The following is a 21,416-nucleotide window of genomic DNA, read 5'->3' on the forward strand; positions in this document are numbered from 1 at the left end:
AATAGGCTGCATAGCAGTAAAGATAATCGCTGTCTTTGATTTATTGCATGACTATTTTCTGGTGTATAAGATGATAATGCTGGCATTTTATATCGATTTCTAATACTTCAATTGAATTTGCAGCAATGTTATAACATAACAATATAGGTGTGCAAGAATAATGTTATGTTATAACAAAACAATTATGCATGTTTATGCCTAACTTGAGTTTAAACAAGCTGGGTGTGATACTGAACTTATACTAATCCCAAGACATCATGTCAGTAAATAATATGCTAAGGATGATAGCGAGATGGAACAAGCGCATTTAGAACATTACCTCCATAATTTAAAAGCCGCCCAGCAAGGATACCCCTTTGGACCAGATGTATTGGTCTATAAAGTGATGGGTAAGATGTTTGCTCTTCTGACAAAAAATGAAGCTGGATGCAGTGTAAATTTTAAGGCTCAGCCGAGTGATGTTGAGGTGTTGGTAGATGAATTTATGGCGATTAGCCCAGGTTATCATATGAACAAAAGACATTGGATAACCGTAAAGCTTAAAGGGGATGTACCAGCAGGGATGATCGAAAACTTAGCGAGTCAATCTTATGCTTTAGTTGTGAGTAAATTGACTAAAAAATTACAGCTGGAATTGGATGAACTAGCCTATATTGAAAAAGAATAATGGCTAATTTCAGATGATTATAAATAACTTACTCTGTTGTTAATCGATTAAAAAGTGTGATCTGGAGCACGTTTATAATTCTAGTCTAAACTTACGTATAACTTCAAATAGCATGTTTCACTTTCACTTCATTTCATTTGATGACTCATTGCCTTGTATGTAGGGAAATTACCATGAATTTATGTAAGTATTTGTTTTTATTCGTTGTATGGGTGTTTTCGATTGGGGGGACATATGCTGAAATATTAGAAATTGGTGAATATTCTGATTTTGATAGTTTAAGCAGTGCATACCAAGCAGCAAGTCCGGGTGATGAACTTGTATTTACAGATAGTAGAACATATGAAGAAGGGTTAAATGTTTATAAAGGAAATTTAACGATTCGCGCAGAACCCGGACAGTCACCGACGTTAACAGGTACTGGATCCGCCTATCAAGGCATATTACATATCGGCCGAGATGGTATTGTCATCGACGGGATAACATTTGATGGTGAAGGGGTATCGAACAAGCTCGTGTCTACAGGGGCAAGAACCTCTATTATTGTCCGAAACTGTGAATTTAAAAATGCGAGTTATGGTTTATTTGTGCTTCATACAAAAGCGGATCAGCGTGAAGATTTAATCATAGAAGATAATGTATTTAATAATAATGGCAATGATTTATGGTTACACAATGTAAGTGGTGGTATTGCCCGTAATAATATTGCGAATTCTGATAACGGTAATGGTATTACTGTTGGTTATTGGAGTTCGGATATGCACGTGCTAAACAATACGGTTTATAGTAATGGTAATGAGTATTTGATGCGAAACCGTGGCGGTATCAATATTCAAGGTAATGATAATTATGTTGCCTATAACACCTCTTATAAAAATACATGGGGTATCAGTTTATCACAAGGTTTGAATAACATTATTGAACATAATACTTTGTGGGATAATACTCATGAGAATGTATATTTTAGTATTAATTCAAATAACAACACCATGGAAAATAATCTAGATTACTTTACTGATGATTTTGAAGGTTATGGTATTTCTATTTTACTTTATCGATCATCGGGCAATGTTATTTCCCAGCATACATCAGTCAATGCCTCGCGTGGTGTTTGGTTTTCTGAAATGGGTGGTCCAAGTACCAATAATAGTGTTATTAACTCATTATTCTATGGTAACGATAAGTTGAACTCTATTGGTATTGACGCGAAAAGCCAATCTTACGCACAAAACCAGTTAACCCATATATCCGTGCATAATTACAAGAAATTAGTACATGAGAACTTAACTTTCACACAGCTGTTTGAAAATGATCCTAAGTTAAGTAGCGTGTTTTTGTTCAACCCTACAAGCTGGGCACTAACGGCGAATACATTGGGTCAACCATTGGGTTCACAGGGGGTCGATTCGAGTGTGGTAGATACTTTATCCTGTCAACCCGCATTAATTACTGGTAAGCCTTTATTAGGCGATGATATGGCTCTTAATCTTGACATTGCGCTTGTTGATTCTTTCGGTAATGAAAGAACAGATGTTAAGCCACCTGTAGTTGAAGTCACTTATAATGATCAATATCTGGATTCAAACGCATCTGCTTCACATTCCCAATTAATGCAGATCTGTACGAGTAGTTATGGTAATAAATTAATGTTAGGTGGTAATGGTTGGACATTTGACATTGGGGCTGAGAATTTATCCGATGGTAATTATCAGGTGATGTTAAAATCGTCTGGTAACTATTTGATTGGCGACGATTGTAGTGGAGTGTTTTCTCGTCAGTATGATTAATTAGCCTATTGTCATAAAAAAAGCCCTGATAGATAATTTATTAGGGCTTTTTGGCATTTTATCCATTTACTATCATTGGATCTGATCAGCTAATTTAGTACTTAGTTTCAACCTCTATCGCTTTTAATAAACTCGCGTGAGAGTGAAGTTGTTTGCTGTAACGGGAAAGGTTAGCAAAATTATCAAGTACGTTATTATTTGCTAAGATCTCAACAATGAATGACATCATGATATCCGCCCCCGTTAATTTCTCACCAACAAGGTAAGTTTTATCTGTTAACGATTCATCGAAATAACTGATCACTTTTGTTATTTCTATATCGGCATAAGCAGCCATGAAGTTTGTTTCGCAACCATCTTTTTCAACAAACATTTTCAGTAAAAGCGGTAAAATAGCAGAGCTTTCTGCAAAGTGGATCCATTGTGAATAATCGACATACTCTTGTGATGATTGTTTTGGTGCGAGCCTATCTGCGGCATACTTATTAATAAGGTACTCTGTGATTGCACCTGATTCGGTAATCACAAGTCCATCATCTTCGATTACCGGCGATTTACCTAAGGGATGAATGGTTTTTAGTTCTGGAGGGGCTAAGAATGTTTGGCTATCACGTTGGTAGGCGATGACTTCATAGTCCACACCTAATTCTTCTAATAACCAGATGATACGTTTAGAACGTGATTTATTTAAATGGTGTAATTTAATCATTTTAACCTCTTATTTTATCACGTTAACTACAAGTTTGCCGAAGTTCTCACCTTTTAGCATGCCTGTAAATGCCGATGGTGCGTTTTCTAAACCGTCAATCATGTGCTCACGATATTTAATTTCACCCGATTGTAGCCACATCATCATCTGTTCAAAAAACTCGTTATAGCGATGTGCATAATCATCAAAAATAATGAAACCTTGCATCTTAATACGTTTAACCAATAGGGTGCCCATTAATAGAGATAAACGATCGGGTCCTGATGGTAATTCGGTTGCATTGTACTGCGACACTAAACCACAAACAGGAACACGTGCCCCGGTATTTAACTGGGGTAGGACACTATCAAATACTTTACCGCCAACATTTTCAAAGTAAACATCAATGCCGTTAGGGCAAGCTGCTTGTAATTGTGTATCAAAGTCGTCAGCTTTATGATCAATACATTTATCAAAACCTAATACGTCTTCTGCGTATTTACATTTTTCAGTTCCGCCTGCGATACCTACTACGTAGCAGCCTTTTAATTTACCAATCTGGCCGACTGTTGCACCCACTGGGCCAGTTGCTGCTGCCACAACAAGCGTATCACCTGATTTAGGCTGACCTATATCTAACAGTCCCATATAAGCAGTAAAGCCAGGCATACCTAAGATGCCAAGCGCATAAGAGGGGTTAGTTGGCTCAGCGCCTAATTTTATCAGGCCTTCACCGTCTGAAATGCCATAATCTTGCCAGCCGATATAAGCAAGAACCCATTCCCCAGCTTGATAATCAGGGTGTAAAGAGGTAACAACTTGACACACGGTCGCGCCAACCATAGTGCCATCAATATCGACAGGTTCAGCGTAAGATGCACCGGCATTCATACGACCACGCATGTAAGGATCAAGTGATAAATAATTTGTACGTAATAATATTTCGCCTTTTTCAGGAGAAGGTATGGCAGTTTCTTTAAGACTAAAGTTAGCTGATGTAGGTGCGCCAACAGGACGTGAAGCAAGTGTAATATGGCGATTAATTGAATGCGATTGAGGCATAGAAGACCCTTATTTAAGTCGTTTACGATACTAGATGACCGTTCGTCTTTTTATTGGATGTGCAAATCTTGATTAATTTCTAACGCGTTAACGATACACTTTAGTAGACCGGTCGTATACTAACTCGCGGTTTTTTTTGAGGACTTATCAATATTTGTAATCTAAACTTCGATGTGCATCACGTTTTTTATTGTTTTTATTCGAGTATTATCATGAAATATTTAGCTATATTTTTAAGTTGTTTGTTATTGACTGGTTGTCCCACTGGCAGTGATGGTAACGTTGAGCGGAATAGCTATCCCGGTGAGGGCGGCGATGCTTTGCTACCTGATTATGCCATACGGCTCAATTTAAACCCCGCTGGACTCCGTCTTGATGATAAGCAGAATCGGCGAGAAGACTTACTCGATTTAACCAAAATAGGACCTGAGGGCGTGAGCGTGGAAGAAGATTCACCTGAGTGGTTTTGTGTTTTAGATAATAAAACAAAATTGATGTGGGAAGTTAAATCGGTGGTTGGTAGTGGCGATGTAAATGATGCTGACTATAGTTATTCGTGGTTTAAATCGAATGATGCTGACTTTAATGGCCATGGTGTTACCGAAAATGGTGGTATTTGTGTAGATAGCAGTAGTTGTGACACTGAAAAATTCAAAACCGCTATGAACGGACTCGATTGGTGTGGTTACAATGATTGGCGTTTACCCACTCGTTTAGAGCTACAAAGTATTATCAATTATTCGCAAATAATACCTGCCGTTGAAACTGTATTTTTTCCTCATACTCAAAGTCTTAATTACTGGACTGCTGATATTGATATTGACGATTTGGAATCAGCTTGGATGGTTAATTTTTTATACGGTCATATTCAAGGTAATTTAACCAATATTCCAAGGGCTGTACGCTTAGTGCGTAATCAAAACCAGTAATTAAAAGCGTTGATATAAGCTATTTAGTTGTCATAAAAGGATGTTAATGATGAGCTTTAATATAACCCGGCACCTATTACTTATTACGAGCACTATTTTATTAGTCGTGATGTCGATGACTGCCAAAGGACTCGAACAACGCTGTAATGATAATGCTGAGATATCAACACCAGGGCAACGTTTTTTTAATACTAGGCAAGGATTTTTATTTGATAAAGCAACCCGCTTAGAATGGCAAACTTGTGTTCGTGGCCTGATGGGAAATCGATGTCAGAATGGTACAGTTCGTTATTTTACGTGGTGGGAAGCGATGATAGAACCAGCTGCATTTAATGCTACAAATGATGGTAATACTGATTGGCGATTACCTCACATTAAAGAGCTTTATAGTATTATAGAAACAGCATGCGAAGAGCCAAGCTTAAATAAATCCATCTTTCCTAATCACCCATTATCTCCAGCGGTATCTAAATCGTGGTCGAGTACACCAAGTGGTGGTAACCAAAGTAAAGCTTGGCAAGTCGACTTTCAAAATGGATTATTATATGACATTTCGAATGGCGAGCGCTTAACAGTACGTTTAGTTCGAAGCTGTGATGAAGTTTGCCAGCAAGTATATGATTAGCCTAAGTATACTTTAACCGCTATAAGTATATTTATATTGTGGTTTCTAACTCTCATAAGTAATATACGCCATTATTTATAATTTTGGATATTAGAAGTATATGCTATTAGACCATCAAAATATTATATGCTTAGCATTAATTTCCGGTTTATGTTCAAGTATTAGTCATGCTGCAAGTGTGCCAGTCGATAATCTTGTACTTGAAGTTAGTGAACGTTCGTTGGATATTGATACAGTGGAAGCTCCTGCATTAGATGTCAAAAAGTGGGGGCTTGGTATTGGAATGCGCCGTGCAGATATTCCATTTGCAGTCAAAGATGACAATGAAGATACTGCTGTTTATGATATTTTACCATTAATGCGGTTTGAAAATGATCATGGCTTTTTACATGGTTTAGAAGGTGGTATTCATTTATGGAAAAATGCAGACCATCAAGTTAATGTATATAGTCGTTTCCGTTTCCATGATGTGCCTAAAGCGTTTCAAAATTCAATTAAGGGACAGTCATTTGACTTTGGTTTGCAATATCGCTACATCGATGGTCCTTGGGAATCTGATATTGCTGTTTTATCCGATCACTATCAGCGCAACTATAGTTATACTCGGATTAAGTATAATTGGCAGCAAGGTAGTTGGTCATTAGTACCATTTGCTGAGTTACAATGGAAAAGTGCTGATTTTAACAATCATTATTATGGCTTTGATAAAGAGGACGCTGGTGCTGGAGTTTCAATGGCTGGTGGTCTGGAAGGGTCATACCATGTAGCGAGCAATTTCTATCTGATTGGTCAATTGGGTCTAACGCGCTTAGAAGATGATGTATACGATCTAGATTCTGTTAATAAAAACTATCAGGTTGAATCTTTTTTCGGTTTCGCTTTTTATCCTGAATATGATAAGCCTTTTAACCCAACTTCAACGCAATATAAGAATGATGAATACTTACGTTTAGCATATGGTTGGGCAACACCGTCGAATATTGGAGATATCTTAAAATTCCAAGCCGAACGCGATAGTGAAAACAATCAAATGAGCTCTGTATTTTATGGTACCCAAATTGCGGATAGTTTATTAACAATGCCTATTGATCTTTATTTTACGCCTGGCCTTGTTTGGCATTATAGCTCTGATGTACAAAAAGATATTACTGAAGTTGCGCTTGCGATTAAAGGTTTCTATACTTTTAGGCTTGGTCCTCGTTGGCGCTTAGGTATTGCTGAAGGCCTATCTTATGTATTTGATATTACCTATATCGAAGGGTTTGAATTGACAGGTGAAGACAGTAAACGTGGTTATGAAAACTCATCGAAACTACTTAATTATTTAGACTTCTCCTTTGATGTGAATGTGGGGGATATTTTTGGAAGTAAGGCGTTAGCGAAAACTTGGTTTGGCTATAGCATTCATCACCGTTCGGGTATTTTTGAAACTAGCTCGGTGTTCGGGCGTATTAAAGGTGGCAGTAACTATCAAACGGTTTATTTACAGTGGCACTTTTAGCCCCCGTAAATCTGACATCCTCTTTTTAAGAATAATGCACTATCTCAATGATTAGAAACGGTGCAGTTGACGATAGTCGCTATCGTCAACATCTTGGCTCTTTTATTTATTAATTAAGTCTGCTCGCTTGTCGATTTGTTGTGTTTATGGGCGGCTGCTAAGTTACCAACTGTATTCTTATCTTCATTACTGTGGGCTTCTGTTGACCAAGCATCATTGAGGTTGTCGTAATAAGTTAATGCATCTAACCCTAATAATTTTTTCAATATTCGTCGTTCAGTAAGACTGCGGTTTACAAATTCTGGCTCTTGTTCATGCATTCGTTTTGCTTCTTCATGCAACACTGCTTCGTCATGGCGACGGAATACTTGACCTGCACGATGAGCCTGATTGGCACGCATCCCTAATGCTTTTAATGTTTCAACACCTAAACTGATGCCAGAGTCGAGCGACTCCCGAAATACGTGATCAGCGCCAAGGCGGATTAATTGCTGGGCATGGTTACGATCTGTTGCCCTGACTAATACCGTTAAGTGTGGAAAATGTTTTTTTACTTGAATTAAAATGCGTTTAGTCCGGCTTGCACTTTCGACGGCAATAATAAATAGTTTAGCGTTATCGGCTCCTGCAGAATGTAATAAATTTAGCTGTTCAGCATCGCCATAAAACACTTTGTATTTGAATTGTTGCAATAACTCTATCTGGCCTACATCATTTTCTAAAATAGTGGTATTGATATGGTAACCATGTAGCAATCGACCCACAACTTGTCCGAAACCACCAAAGCCAGCGATAATAACAGAGCCGTGAGTATTATTTGGAATCTGATGTTCAGGAGTACTTGTATTTTCAGCCAGCGGTATTTTTCGTTTGAATGTTGGTGCGATAATTTTATCGTAAATAATTAGCAGTAGTGGGGTAAACACCATAGATAAAGTAACCACTAATACGAGCAGGCTAGCTGTTTCATTATCCAGTACTTGTCGTTGCAGAGAGAATGATGTTAATACAAACGCAAATTCACCACCTTGTGCAAGGGCACAAGAAAATAACCAGTTTTGACTGCGCTGGATCTTAAATACGATCCCGGTGATAAACAGTACAATAAACTTAACTGCAATCAATGCAGCTACCAGTAAGGCGATTAATATAGGTTGATTAAGTAGGAGGGTAAAATCGATACTGGCACCAACTGAGATAAAGAAGATACCTAATAATAAACTTTTGAAAGGTTCAATATCACTTTCAAGTTCGTGGCGGTATTCACTATCTGCTAATACCACACCAGCTAAGAAAGTCCCGAGTGCGGCAGATAAACCAACGGCTTCCATCGCCAAGGCAATGCCGACAACCAGTGCTAATGCGGTTGCAATAAAAATCTCTCGAGAGCGAGACCCCGCAATAATACGCAGTAGCGGTACAACGAGAAAGTGGCCGCCAATAATAATGCCAGCAATAACGCCTGCAATCATTAATGCACTTTGCCAACTTGGTATTGTCGATTCAACAATAGCTGTGTCTTGTATAACGAGCAGCGGTAATATGGATAAAATCGGGATAACGGCAATATCTTGAAATAATAACACCGCAAAGGCATTCTTACCGGCTTCGGTTTTCATCAACTCCCGCTCTTGTAAATTTTGCAGCACAATCGCAGTCGATGACAAGGCAACAATTAAACCGATAGCGAGTGCTGTTTGCCACGCAAGTCCACAAGCAAGTAATAACAAGAAAATGCACAAGGTCGTGGCGCTAAGTTGTAAACCACCCGTCCCCAAAATAGGTATTTTTAATTGCCATAGTAAAGCAGGTCTTAATTCTAGGCCAACCAAAAACAGCATTAAAACCACACCGAATTCGGCAACATGCATGACATCTTCTTGATTGGAAATTAAGCTTAATGCATAAGGTCCGACAATTACGCCTGCAATCAAATATCCCAGTACCGAACCAAGTCCCAAACGTTTTGCGATTGGGACTGCCACGACACCTGCTGCAAGATAGATGAAAGTATTAAATAATACGCCATGTTCCATGGTTAGTTACCTTCCATTTTTTTTGCGACGGTTCCATCATCTGTTTGTTGTAGCATTAATAATTGCTGGCGATATTCTGCTGCTTTACGTGCAATACGCTGTGATTCATGACGTTTATGAATATCATGGAGTACAAATGGTGGCAGGTATTCTAAATTACATATTTTGCTCATCTGGCTAAAAGGTAATAAGAACTCGCTAATATTGTGTTCATTGTAACCTGATTCGGAATATGAGTTTGTACTCCCACCAGTAGAAATAGCTAGCATGAGTTTTTTGCCTGCGAGTTTGTCTCCATTTTCACCATAAGCAAAACCATGTTCGAGCACCAGATCTTGCCATTCTTTTAAAATCGCGGGGCATGAATACCAATAAAGTGGAAATTGAAATACGATGATATCGTGATTCAATAATAAGGCTTGTTCATGCTTAATATCAATAAATGAATCGGGGTAAGCATCGTAAAGATCGTGACAAGTGATGCCTTCAATATTTTGAATTTCATTGAATAGTGATTTATGTGCGAGAGATTTTTGTAATGCAGGATGGGCGAATAAAACGAGAATTTTGTACATATATTTTCAATCATCCTTTATTGAAATAGGTCTTTTTAACTGCATTCAATAGTTTAGCGTTTAAGACGTTAATTATATCAGTTGTTGTAATCTAAGCTTATAATATAAAACAAATTATTTCAGTGTTTTTTTAGTTGTTCTGACTGATATGGCCGATATCACTCTTATTTTCTAATTATTGAATGGTTACTGCTCGTTAATATTATTAATCATATTCACTATTATTAAGCGTCTTATGTTTTAGTTGTTATGTTATGCTTTCGTCACTAAATTGATTTCGGTCAATATTTGACATTATTAATTGGTAATAACTTAACTGTTGGGGGCACTTTTTACACATGATTTTGAAAAACCATCGCATACTTTCACTCACTTTATTATTGACCTGTGGTTTAATTGGTAGTGTTGCAGTCGCAAAACCATTGGCAAAAAGCGCTGGTTTTTCTGGTACGGTCGGTATTAATATGGGTGTAAGTGATACGCAAAGTCAATTTCATATTGATGATGATAATGAGCAAACCCAAGATTTGAGTAACGATGGGAAAGCGGTGTCAACTGAGATATTTTTTCCTTTTTTTCGTCTGGACTATACAACTTCGGACTTACAAACTCAGTATTTTATTGGCCAAAGTCCTGACAAAATATTAAACAGTGCCATACAATATGAAATAGGTGTGAAACACCAGTTTGACGAACGTCAGAGTATGACTTTTGCTTATATTCCGGACGTACCGTTTTTAAAAGAAACTTGGTCAGATCCATTTTTGATCAACGCGCCAAGAGAAAAGAGTGACATTGATTCGAGTGCAGTACGTTTAGCTTATAAATTTTCCCCTGTTCAGATTGAATATTCGTATGCATCATATTCGATAGAAAATGAGCAAAGTGGTAGTCAAATGAGTGCAGAAGATCAAGCCTCGTTAAATCGAGACAGTGATTATCAAAGACTTAGTTTAGAAAGCTTATTTCCGTTATGGCAAGGGATATACGGTAAAGCGAATGTGTTTTATGGTGCTCAAGATGCTAAAGGTGAAAGTCAGAGTTTTGATGAATTTCATTATAGCCTTAGTATTATGACTAAATATGAAAGACATTTTGTCTCCGTACAAGCGGCATTTAGCGATCGTGAATACAATGCCAAAAATCCAATATTTGGAGAGGTACAAAAGGACGATGTTACCCGTTATTCATTTATTTATTCTTATTCTGAACCGTTTGATATAGAAGGTACCAACCTTAATATTATTTATCAAAACAAAAAAAATGATGCCAACATTGCGTTTTATGATAGCTCGACAAAATTATTTTCAGTCGGTATGAGTTATAGTTTTAACTAGAATGAGAATTAGAAAGAACAAAAAGGGACGTGATACAGTGAGCATCATGTCCCTTTCTTTTACCGATTGCTCTGGATTGTGTTAATAACCCAAGCTAAGCGCGCTCGGTCTGCGTGGGTCAGATGCGCCGTAAACGCCTTCTTCTGTCAGCATAATGGTTTGGGTACTGCCCATTGCCGCTTTCACTTCAAGCTTGTGCCCTTTACTCTCTAATAGGTTAATCGTATCGACATTTAACCCTTTCTCAATACGGATCATGTCCGGTAACCATTGATGATGAATACGTGTTGCCGCACTGGCTTCTGCAATATTCATATTATGGTCAATCACATTCATGATCACTTGTAGCGTTGTGGTGATAATACGTGAGCCCCCTGGACTACCTGTGACCAAATAAGGTTTATTATTTTTTAGGACGATGGTCGGTGTCATTGAGCTAAGTGGACGTTTTTTGGCTGCGACGGCGTTTGCTTTTCCGCCAATGAGGCCGTAAGCATTTGGTGTACCAGGCTTCGCAGAAAAATCATCCATTTCATTGTTGAGTAGCACCCCTGTTCCATCAGCAACGAGTCCTGATCCATAACTAAAGTTAAGGGTGTAGGTATTACTGACCGCGTTACCAAATTTATCTACCACACTGTAATGGGTGGTTTGGTTACTTTCGTAAGGCAATAATGTACCAGGGGACACTTCGCTGCTTGGTGTCGCTTTGTTTGGATTAATCTGACTAACAAGCTGCTTCGCGTATTGCTTATTGGTTAATTGTGCAACGGGCACGTTAACAAAATCAGGGTCGCCTAAATATAAGCTACGGTCTGCGTAGGCACGACGCATTGACTCTGCCATCACATGGATTGTTGCAGCACTGTTATGGCCCATTCTATCAATCGGGAACTGCGAAAGCATATTCAGCATTTGAATAATATGCACGCCGCCAGAAGAGGGTGGTGGCATTGATATTATTTGGTAACCGCGATAGTCACCGGTAACTGGTTTTCGCTCTATGGCTTTATAAGTGGCTAAATCTTGCATTGTCATCATGCCGCCAGCATTACGTACCGAATCACTGATCTGTTTGGCAATGGGACCTTGATAAAATGCAGGACTGCCTTTTTTAGCAATGGTTGTTAGCGTATTGGCAAGATCGGTCTGTTTTAATATTTCTCCTGGCTGATAACTGCTACCGTCTGCTTTGTAGAAAATAGATTGTGTGCTTGGCCATCGGCTTAAGCGCTTTTTCGTTGCGCGGAGTGAATTTGCTAAGTCAGGCGTAACAACAATACCGTCACGGGCTAATTTTATTGCGGGGGCCATTACTTGTGCTAATGACATACTGCCGTATTTATTTAGTGCGAGTTCAAAGCCTAATACTGTGCCAGGTACTCCGACGGCTAGACCATGAAAGCGAGACAGTTGACTGTCTGCATTGCCAGCACCGTCTAAAAACATATCTGGGTAAGCAGCCTGTGGTGCTACCTCTCGGTAATCAATCGCAATCGCGCGCTGTTCTTCTGCTAAATAAACCAGCATGAAACCACCACCACCTAAATTACCAGCGCGGGGCAGGGTAACAGCTAACGCATAACCAACGGCAACTGCCGCATCAATAGCGTTACCACCTTGCTTCATAATGTCGACACCTACCTGTGTTGCAAGCGCTTCTTGGCTAGCTACCATGCCGTTTGCTGCCCATACTGGATGATGGATCGCCATTTTATTATAAATAGCACTGGTTGATGGTTTAACATTGGCAACTGTTTCTGTGCTTGTTGTGTTCGTCTTTGCAATGGCGGTTGGTAACGTTAAGCTCATGCAGCTGATGAGTCCAAAGGTAAAACCTTTAATGAGATGCGTTGTTGACATGAATGTTCCCTATTCGATTGTCCATAGTGTTATGTAATTGATATAAAACAGCATAGCAAATGGTTTTAACTATCAACTTTTAGGTGGTCGTAATTGCACGTGAACTCACATAAATAGGTTTAAGCTACTTTATCTGCTGATTCGCTGGTGGAAAAGTTGCGTTTGGAGATACCGAGATTTTTCCATATTTGCATATGTTCTGGTAACTGTTGTGTACGTTGTTCCATGGGAATAATTTCCATGACTTTATTCGGAGACACGACTTTTCCTCGTTGAGTAAATACAGCCTTTACTAAGCTGTAGTTACATAGTTTTCCATCGGCGACACATTTTTGCTCTAAGTAAAAATACTTCTCATCCCAGCCTAAGTAAGTGGTTTCTACATCGAACTTTTTGAATAAACGGATCTCACGAATATAACCGACCTCCACACCTGCCACTATGAAGTTTAATTTATTCTTCAATAATGGGTTGAACGTATTGGTCTGAATAGAATGATCCCAACGCGCTTTTTCAAGAAACATGAGATATTTTGCATTGTTAATATGTAGATTCAGATCGATATGACGAAACCCTACTCGAAAAGAGCGGGTGATAGTATCGAAAAAGCCTTTCGGGTTTGTTTGCTTATTACGTAGGTAAAAGCAGCGAATCAACTCACTGATCATAAAGCCTCAATAATGATTGTTATAGGAAATAGAATAAAGAGTCTACTGCGTTCTTTATTATTGTCACGTCAATTGTAATCAAAATGTTAATTGCGACTTATTCCTATGTGGTAAATCCCGCCAAACGTAACCAGCAGGCCACACCTTATCTCGATGCTACGATGACCGTAATATTCTTTGCTTCAATTGCAGTGCGTTGTTCATCAGTAATATCAGCATCGGTAATTAACGTATTAATCGTGTCCCATGCTAACTCTAAATTTGGCATTTTGCGGCTGATCTTATCTGATTCGACCATGACTACGACTTCTCTTGATACTTCGGCCATCACGCGACTGAGTCCAATTAGTTCATTAAATGTGGTACTGCCACGTTCTAAGTCAATACCGTCTGCGCCGATAAACAGCTGATCAAAGTCATATGATCTCAGTACCTGTTCTGCAATTTGGCCTTGAAAAGATTCTGAGTGAGGATCCCATGTACCTCCTGTCATCAATAACGTAGGTTCATTTTCTAAGCCGTTTAATGCATTCGCTACTTGTAGAGAGTTTGTCATGGTTATTAACCCTCTCTTATTTGCGAGCTGCTTAATTAAACTGGCCGTAGTTGTGCCGCTATCGATAATGATACGATTATGATCGCGAATACGTAATGCGGCGGCAATTGCAATTTCTGTTTTACACTGGGAAACCTTATCTGTTTCAATTTCAGGTAAGAGTTCTTTAGGGAGCGGAACCGCACCGCCATAACGGCGTAATAATAGACCATTTTGCTCTAAGGCTGTTAGGTCTTTACGAATGGTTACTTCTGATGTTTCAAAACGTTGGGCTAATTCATCAACGCTGAGTTTACCTTGTTTTTCAAGTAATTTAATGATGGTATGACGACGTTGTTGAGTGTTACGTTTTGACATAATTTAATGAGTTCTTGTTAGTTCTTTATTTAAAATAGGAGTGTAGCAATATAATGAATTAACGTCAGTAGTAATCTAAATTAACTCGCAGGAAAGTATAAATTACTGCGTTGTATGAGATTAAATTTATTTAACTTGTCAGGTGCGATATCATTGCAGCTAATCGCTTTAGCAATCGTAATATTGTCCTGGCCACAGTGGCGTAACAATGGCTGTTTTTTTAATGGTTCAAGTTTATTAAAGTCGACAATGAGGGGCTTTCGAAGGCTATTAATAATACCCATCAGTACTTGCGCTTGGTTGCTATCATAATTGACGATTGTACCAATCGGATATATACCCATCATTTTAATAAACTGTTCAAGATAAGTTTTGTTGTAATGCTTGTCTGCGGCTTTAAACAGTAATCCAATGGCGAGATTAGGTGAATAACGGTGCTGAGGTAAATTAGCATTACACATCTCGTTATAGCGGGAAGTGACCGCAATTAATTGCGCGTATTTAGATATTTTATCTTTCTTGATACCACGTGGGTAACCGCTACCATCAAATTTTTCATTTATCTGTAATACACTGTTAATCACGATATCGGTAAGTGATTCAATACCTTGCAGTTTTTGCGATGCGTAGGCAGGGTGTTGTTTAAGATAATTAATTTCGGGCTTTGTCAGTTCTGATTTTTTATTACGAATTGAAGCGGGTACCCATAACATACCGAATTGGCTAAGCAGCGCGGTTTGCATCACTATGGCAATATCCTGTGAGCTAAAGGATAATTGCTGGGCCAAGCGTGTGCTTAATACGGCAATATTCATGGCGTTTTGATAAAGCGTATCACCAGATAATTCTTCATTGCATAAAACAAAGCTATAATCATGCTGTTGTTCAGCCGCGATAGTTAATTCACCAGAGAGCTGTTCTAATTGGGATATAGCTTGCTGTGGTTCAAGGCTGAACTTGCTGTAAATATCTTTTAGTATAGTAACCTTACTTTGGTATTTTGAGCGAGTTTGGCGGATCTGTTTCCACCATAGCTGCTGTTGTAATGATTGTGTTTTTTGTTCTTCAGCTTGCTTTAATATAGCTTGTTGTTCTGCTATTTTTTCCGCTAAAGCGAGATCATTAGCTGCCGGTGTTCGCTGTGCTGCTGATTGTACTGATTGTACTGATTGTGCCACTTTACTGCGAGATAGGTCAACGGCAATAGTCTTGAAGCCAAGGTGCTGTAATATTTGTAATTGCTTTGTATCCTTAATTATAAATGAATTAAGGATAAAAGGGTGGGATGTCCAACCGATGGGAAGATTAATATAATGACCGACTTTAAGGTCTTTAATCGCTAATGAGACATTTTCCATTTCTATTCCTTATACAACCTTCCTAATAATAACAACCTAATTGTTTATTGTGACATTGTAAATAACTATTAATAATTATTAATAAGATTTTAATAAGATTTTAATAAGATTTTAATAATTATAGGGAATATATTTATTGTGATAAAAATAAATGTAGAGGATAGACAAAGACCAAATTTTTAGCTGGTGTTTATTTTATTAACTTTATTCTTAGACGTTTTTTCGTTCATTATTTTCTAAATTATTATACCTGCATATTAACGCCTCAATGTTATCTATCACTGAAAAAATCGTGGTACGTGAAACGGATTAACATAATAGATATTTTAAAGACTCATACCTATCATGTTGTAAATGCGAATGAGATCGATTATCATTACGTTCTTTTGCGATCAATAACGATTGCAGACATTTACAAATAAGGGATTTCTATGAGTGCTATTGTTGGGTTAAGGAATTATATTTTGAAAATATTGTATCGGATATTTCGTCCGATAATATTTTTGATGGATCCAGAGCAAGCCCATTACGCGCTTAAGAAAATAGGGGTGTTCTTAGGCAGTAATGTAATCACACGATTAATCACAGGATTGTTATTTAATTATAGCCATAAGAGTTTGAACACAGAGGTAGACGGAGTCAAATATCGTAATCCGGTCGGTTTATCAGCGGGTTTTGACAAAGATGGTGAGCTTACAAAAATTTACCCATATCTGGGCTTTGGATTAGCTGAACTAGGTTCTTTTACCGGCGAAATTTGTCCGGGAAATCCAGGTAAACGTCTATTCCGGATGGTAAAATCTAAGTCTATTGTGGTGTGGTATGGCCTAAATAACCTTGGCGCAGAAAAAATATCAGCTCGACTCGCTGACGCTGATTTTGGTGATTTACGTGTTGGTATTAATGCAGCTAAATCTAATGTCTCTCCTGACTTTGTATTAGCAGAATCAATTCGTGATTATCTTAAAACGATGACTCTATTTAAGGATATTGGTGATTACTATACAATTAATATTAGTTGTCCAAATACTCAAGATGGCGAACCTTTTGTTGATGCTGATAATTTAGGGGCTCTATTGGCCGCTGTGAATGAAAATATTAGACCAATTTCGGATAAACCTATTTATGTTAAGTTAGCGGCTGATCTTACTTTTGACGAGATCGATGTCATTGTTGATGGTTGTATTGAGTATAAGATGGATGGTTTTGTATTAACAAATCTTGCTAAACCAGGCTGTAACCAAGAACATATCTCGGCTGAATACCCATCTAAACTTGGTTTATTACCCGAAGGAAAAGGTGCGATGAGTGGGTTACCGCTGCAGCGTATTTCTACTAATGTTATTCGCCATGTTTATCGTCGTACTCGGGGTGAGCTTACTATTATTGGTGTGGGGGGCATTTTCACGGCAAAAGATGCGTATGAAAAAATTACATCTGGGGCTAATCTATTGCATATGATCACTACCATGATCTTTGATGGACCGCAAAATATTAGTGAAATAAACCGTGGTTTAGTTAAATTATTAAAAGCAGATGGTTTTACTTCAATTGAGCAAGCTGTGGGTTCTAGAAATCCTCTACCAGAGTTAGCAATTCAAGAGGCGATAGAGGAAGTTGCAGAGGTGGCTTAGTATGTTTGAACAGGTATCTGTTAATTTACCGCAGGCTATTTGTTATGAGTTTCGCCAAGCGTTAAGACAGGGCTGTTGGAAGAGTGGATTACTGTTAACAGAGCAGCAACGGCGGATCTGTGAACAGGTTTTGTTTTATCATGAAGGTAATGATTCTAACTGTAATCATTAATAAATAGCCCAGTTAAGTAATTAATGTTAACTGGGCTATTTTATTTATAAATTATTTTTCAATAACTTTATTTTTTGTTTGTTCTGGTTTTATTTCCATTTCCATTTCCATTTCATAGCTTTCGTGATAATCATTACCGTAATAAGAAGCAAGTAATAGTGCTTTTAATTCGCTGATTAACGGGTAGCGAGGGTTAGCTCCAGTACATTGGTCATCGAATGCTTCAATCGCTAACTGGTCAATCTTTGCAAGGAAGTCGGCTTCGTTTACACCCGCAGATTGAATTGATTTAGGAATATCTAAATCAGTTTTTAGTTCGTCTAACCAATTTAATAATGCGTTAATCTTGTCAGCTGTTTTACCTTCACGGAAGCCTAAATGTTCTGCAACTTCAGCGTAACGAGCGCGTGCTTTCGGGCGATCGTATTGTGAGAATGCGGCTTGTTTGGTTGGCATATCAGTTGCGTTGTAGCGAATCACATTGGTAATAAGTAGTGCGTTTGCTAACCCGTGTGGAATATGGAACTCAGCACCGATCTTGTGTGCCATTGAGTGACAAACACCCAAGAATGCATTGGCAAAAGCTATACCAGCAATAGTTGAACCATTGTGTACTTTTTCACGCGCAATTGGGTCTTTTGCACCGTTTTTGTATGAACTTGGTAAGTACTCTTTTAATAGTTTAAGAGCCTGTAGTGCTTGACCGTCTGAGTATTCATTTTGCAATACAGATACATACGCTTCTAAAGCATGTGTTACGGCATCATAACCACCAAATGCGGTCAGTGACTTAGGCATATTCATGACTAGGTTAGCATCAACAACAGCCATATTTGGTGTGAGTTCGTAATCAGCGATTGGGTATTTTTGCCCTGTTACTTCATCGGTTACTACTGCAAAGGGGGTGACTTCAGACCCCGTACCTGAGGTTGTTGTGATCGCCACCATTTTGGCTTTGACTCCCATTTTAGGGAACTTGTAGATACGTTTGCGGATATCCATAAAGCGCATTGCAAGATCTTCAAAGTGTACATCTGGGTGTTCGTACATTACCCACATGATCTTCGCAGCATCCATTGGTGAACCACCACCAAAGGCAATGATGATATCAGGTTGGAAGCTGTTCATCACTGCTGCACCTTTCTTTACGATAGCCAGTGTCGGATCGGCTTCTACATCATGAAATATTTCGGTATCAATGCCTTTTTCTTTTAGAATCGTTACTAAGTCATCAACATAGCCATTACTGAATAAGAACTTATCGGTAACGATACAAGCACGTTTTTTGCCAACAAGGTCATCCATCGCAATGGGTAATGAACCACGGCGGAAGTAAATTGATTCAGGTAGTTTATGCCACAACATATTTTCAGCTCGCTTTGCAACAGTCTTTTTATTGATAAGGTGCTTAGGACCCACGTTTTCTGAGATAGAGTTACCACCCCAAGAACCACAACCTAGTGTTAATGATGGTGCTAAACCGAAGTTATATAAATCACCGATACCACCTTGTGAACTTGGTTGGTTAATCAGAATACGTGCGGTTTTCATTTTATCGCCGAAGTCTTTGATACGATCTTCGTTAGCATCTTGGTCTGTGTAAATACCAGATGTATGACCGATACCGCCTAGCTCAACCATAGTTATCGCTTGTTCAACAGCATGGTTATAGTCACGAGCACGGAACATACCTAAGGTCGGCGATAGTTTTTCGTGAGCGAATGCATCATCAACGTGTACTTCTGGACCTTCACCAATGAGGATTTTTGTGAAAGGAGGTACGGTAACCCCCGCCATTGCCGCTATTTTAATTGCAGATTGACCTACAATATCAGGGTTCATATTACCGTTGATTAACACAATAGAACGTACTTTATCTGCTTCTTTCTTCGATAAGATGTAACCGCCATGTGTAATGAAACGTGCTTTTACCGCGTCATAAACGTCATCAACGACAATAACAGCTTGTTCCGAAGCACATACCACACCGTTATCGAATGTTTTTGACATTAAGATTGAAGATACTGCACGTTTAATGTCTGCAGTTTCATCGATAACAATAGGCGTATTACCCGCACCAACACCAATCGCAGGTTTACCTGAAGAGTAGGCTGCTTTAACCATGCCAGGGCCACCAGTCGCAAGGATAAGGTTGATATCATCGTGATGCATCAATGCATTTGATAGTTCAATTGATGGTTCATCAATCCAACCAATGATGTGTTCAGGTGCACCTGCTGCAACTGCTGCATCGAGTACAATTTTAGCGGCTGTATTGGTGGCATTTTTTGCTCGAGGATGTGGCGAAAATATGATCCCGTTTCGTGTTTTTAGTGAAATTAACGCTTTAAAAATAGCCGTTGAAGTAGGGTTGGTCGTTGGTACGATACCGCAAATGATGCCGGTTGGCTCTGCGATTGTAATAGTACCAAATTCGTTATCTTCTTCAATGATGCCACATGTTAGAGTATCTTTATATTTGTTGTAGATGTATTCAGATGCAAAATGGTTTTTAGTTACTTTATCTTCGATAACCCCCATACCAGATTCTTCAACAGCCATCTGTGCTAGCGGGATACGAGATGTAGATGCAGCAAGGGCTGCTGCACGGAAGATCTTATCAACTTGTTCTTGATTAAATGTAGCGAATTCTTGTTGCGCGCCCTTTACTTTCGCAACCATCGCATTGAGTGTTTCTATGTTTTTGACAGTCATAATATATCCTTAAAATTCATTTAAAATCTAAAAGTTATTTACTAAGGGCTACCTCTTAGTGAATACCTTTGATTTAAATTATAGGTAATCTTAAGGATTTAAAATTGATGCAAATCAATTGTAGTAATATTACGTATTATATTTTCAAAATAGTGTTAAGTTGGTCGTAAATATGTGTAAACACTTTCATTTGTAATTTTATTTCAATACGATTAAGACTCATTTATAGGGCTGTAACACGCTGAATTTAAAAAAAAGACGTAAAACAAACAAAGTTATTGTTAATTTTAGAGCCATTAGGTAGCATTGCCTTAACCGCTTATTATAGGACGTTATACAATGCCGAAATTATCTAAGGTTATGGCTACAGCACTTAACCAACAAATGACAAAAGAGTTTACTGCATCGCACCTTTACCGCAGCATGGCATCTTTTTGCTACGCCTCTGATTTTATTGGCGCGGGTGATTTCTTTTATAAGCATGCAGCTGAAGAACAGCAACACGCACAATTGTTATTCCGTTACATGATCGATCGCGGTATCCAGCCATTAATGGAAGCTATTCCTGCGGCAGAGTCTGAATTTACAGATCTACTTGATGTGTTTCGCAAAGCCTTGGATCATGAAGTGATGATCACCGAATCTATTTCTGAAATTCTTGGTTTGGCGCACGAACTTCGCGATTTTCAATCTGTAGCTCATCTGAATACCTTGATGGAAGAGCAAACAGAAGAAGAAGCATTATTTAATGGTATTGTGAGTCAAATCCGCCGTGTTGGTGTTGATAATGGTCACGGTCTATTTATTATGGATCAAGAGTTAAAAGCAATGAGCAAAGCGCCTGCAGCGCCGTCAATTGTTATTTAATCGACTTTAGCTAACAAAT

Annotated in this window: 18 protein-coding genes; 9 read left to right on the forward strand and 9 right to left on the reverse strand. The window is 38.5% G+C overall.

The window, feature by feature from the left end:
* The first annotated feature begins 292 nt into the window (after positions 1–292).
* Together HWV02_RS06165 and HWV02_RS06170 are read left to right on the forward strand one after the other, a co-directional pair.
* Complete coding sequence (locus tag HWV02_RS06165; protein ID WP_211674570.1) at positions 293–667, forward strand: MmcQ/YjbR family DNA-binding protein; 375 nt, start codon at positions 293–295, stop codon at positions 665–667.
* A 173-nt stretch (positions 668–840) separates the two neighbouring features.
* Positions 841–2,454, forward strand: a complete 1,614-nt coding sequence (locus tag HWV02_RS06170; protein WP_211674571.1) for a nitrous oxide reductase family maturation protein NosD — start codon at positions 841–843, stop codon at positions 2,452–2,454.
* A gap of 94 nt (positions 2,455–2,548) precedes the next feature.
* Here the strand turns inward: HWV02_RS06170 and HWV02_RS06175 are convergent, their stop codons facing one another.
* Entirely contained in the window at positions 2,549–3,163 is a 615-nt protein-coding gene (locus tag HWV02_RS06175; RefSeq protein WP_211689959.1) for a glutathione S-transferase family protein, read from the reverse strand.
* A 9-nt stretch (positions 3,164–3,172) separates the two neighbouring features.
* Positions 3,173–4,204, reverse strand: coding sequence for an NADP-dependent oxidoreductase (locus HWV02_RS06180; protein WP_211689960.1), 1,032 nt, complete (start codon positions 4,202–4,204; stop codon positions 3,173–3,175).
* A 212-nt stretch (positions 4,205–4,416) separates the two neighbouring features.
* Here HWV02_RS06180 and HWV02_RS06185 point away from each other — a divergent pair, with 212 nt between their 5' ends.
* The 3 genes from HWV02_RS06185 to HWV02_RS06195 all read left to right on the forward strand — a co-directional run bounded on the left by HWV02_RS06185 (position 4,417) and on the right by HWV02_RS06195 (position 7,259).
* Positions 4,417–5,133 carry a DUF1566 domain-containing protein gene (locus HWV02_RS06185; RefSeq protein WP_211689961.1) on the forward strand — a complete coding sequence of 239 codons (717 nt, stop codon included), beginning with the start codon at positions 4,417–4,419 and terminating at the stop codon, positions 5,131–5,133.
* A 46-nt stretch (positions 5,134–5,179) separates the two neighbouring features.
* Positions 5,180–5,758: a DUF1566 domain-containing protein gene (locus HWV02_RS06190; protein WP_211678959.1), complete on the forward strand. Its 579-nt coding sequence runs from the start codon at positions 5,180–5,182 to the stop codon at positions 5,756–5,758.
* Between the two features lie 100 nt (positions 5,759–5,858).
* Positions 5,859–7,259 (forward strand): MipA/OmpV family protein, encoded by a 1,401-nt coding sequence (locus tag HWV02_RS06195; protein WP_211678960.1) that lies wholly within the window; start codon positions 5,859–5,861, stop codon positions 7,257–7,259.
* A 113-nt stretch (positions 7,260–7,372) separates the two neighbouring features.
* Here HWV02_RS06195 and HWV02_RS06200 read toward each other — a convergent pair whose 3' ends face one another.
* Positions 7,373–9,295 (reverse strand): monovalent cation:proton antiporter-2 (CPA2) family protein, encoded by a 1,923-nt coding sequence (locus tag HWV02_RS06200; protein ID WP_211678961.1) that lies wholly within the window; start codon positions 9,293–9,295, stop codon positions 7,373–7,375.
* Between the two features lie 2 nt (positions 9,296–9,297).
* Positions 9,298–9,870 (reverse strand): NAD(P)H-dependent oxidoreductase, encoded by a 573-nt coding sequence (locus tag HWV02_RS06205; RefSeq protein WP_211678962.1) that lies wholly within the window; start codon positions 9,868–9,870, stop codon positions 9,298–9,300.
* Positions 9,871–10,208: 338 nt separating this feature from the next.
* On the opposite strand from HWV02_RS06205, the gene HWV02_RS06210 reads away from it, so the two are divergent.
* Positions 10,209–11,207, forward strand: coding sequence for a DUF2860 family protein (locus HWV02_RS06210; RefSeq protein ID WP_211689962.1), 999 nt, complete (start codon positions 10,209–10,211; stop codon positions 11,205–11,207).
* Between the two features lie 81 nt (positions 11,208–11,288).
* On the opposite strand, the gene ggt is transcribed toward HWV02_RS06210, so the two are convergent.
* The 4 genes from ggt to HWV02_RS06230 form a co-directional block, all read right to left on the reverse strand.
* Entirely contained in the window at positions 11,289–13,070 is a 1,782-nt protein-coding gene (gene ggt, locus HWV02_RS06215) for a gamma-glutamyltransferase (RefSeq protein ID WP_211689963.1), read from the reverse strand.
* Between the two features lie 119 nt (positions 13,071–13,189).
* Entirely contained in the window at positions 13,190–13,738 is a 549-nt protein-coding gene (locus HWV02_RS06220; protein WP_211678965.1) for a thioesterase family protein, read from the reverse strand.
* 145 nt (positions 13,739–13,883) lie between these two features.
* Positions 13,884–14,651: a DeoR/GlpR family DNA-binding transcription regulator gene (locus tag HWV02_RS06225; RefSeq protein WP_211674582.1), complete on the reverse strand. Its 768-nt coding sequence runs from the start codon at positions 14,649–14,651 to the stop codon at positions 13,884–13,886.
* 80 nt (positions 14,652–14,731) lie between these two features.
* On the reverse strand, positions 14,732–16,009 hold the full coding sequence (locus tag HWV02_RS06230; protein ID WP_211689964.1) for an HD-GYP domain-containing protein: 1,278 nt from the start codon (positions 16,007–16,009) through the stop codon (positions 14,732–14,734).
* Positions 16,010–16,473: 464 nt separating this feature from the next.
* Between HWV02_RS06230 and HWV02_RS06235 the strand changes: the two genes are divergently transcribed.
* Together HWV02_RS06235 and HWV02_RS06240 are read left to right on the forward strand one after the other, a co-directional pair.
* On the forward strand, positions 16,474–17,643 hold the full coding sequence (locus HWV02_RS06235) for a quinone-dependent dihydroorotate dehydrogenase (protein ID WP_211678967.1): 1,170 nt from the start codon (positions 16,474–16,476) through the stop codon (positions 17,641–17,643).
* Position 17,644: 1 nt separating this feature from the next.
* A complete protein-coding gene (locus HWV02_RS06240) occupies positions 17,645–17,815 on the forward strand; it encodes a DUF1315 family protein (RefSeq protein ID WP_157534166.1) in 171 nt (56 codons plus the stop codon).
* 51 nt (positions 17,816–17,866) lie between these two features.
* On the opposite strand, the gene adhE is transcribed toward HWV02_RS06240, so the two are convergent.
* The gene (gene adhE, locus HWV02_RS06245; protein WP_211689965.1) at positions 17,867–20,530 is read right to left on the reverse strand and encodes a bifunctional acetaldehyde-CoA/alcohol dehydrogenase; all 2,664 of its coding nucleotides are present in this window, start codon (positions 20,528–20,530) and stop codon (positions 17,867–17,869) included.
* A gap of 339 nt (positions 20,531–20,869) precedes the next feature.
* Between adhE and HWV02_RS06250 the strand changes: the two genes are divergently transcribed.
* A complete protein-coding gene (locus HWV02_RS06250) occupies positions 20,870–21,397 on the forward strand; it encodes a ferritin (RefSeq protein ID WP_211678969.1) in 528 nt (175 codons plus the stop codon).
* The last annotated feature ends 19 nt before the right edge of the window (positions 21,398–21,416 follow it).

The sequence above is a fragment of the Moritella sp. 28 genome (genome assembly GCF_018219435.1).
Classification (GTDB): domain Bacteria; phylum Pseudomonadota; class Gammaproteobacteria; order Enterobacterales; family Moritellaceae; genus Moritella.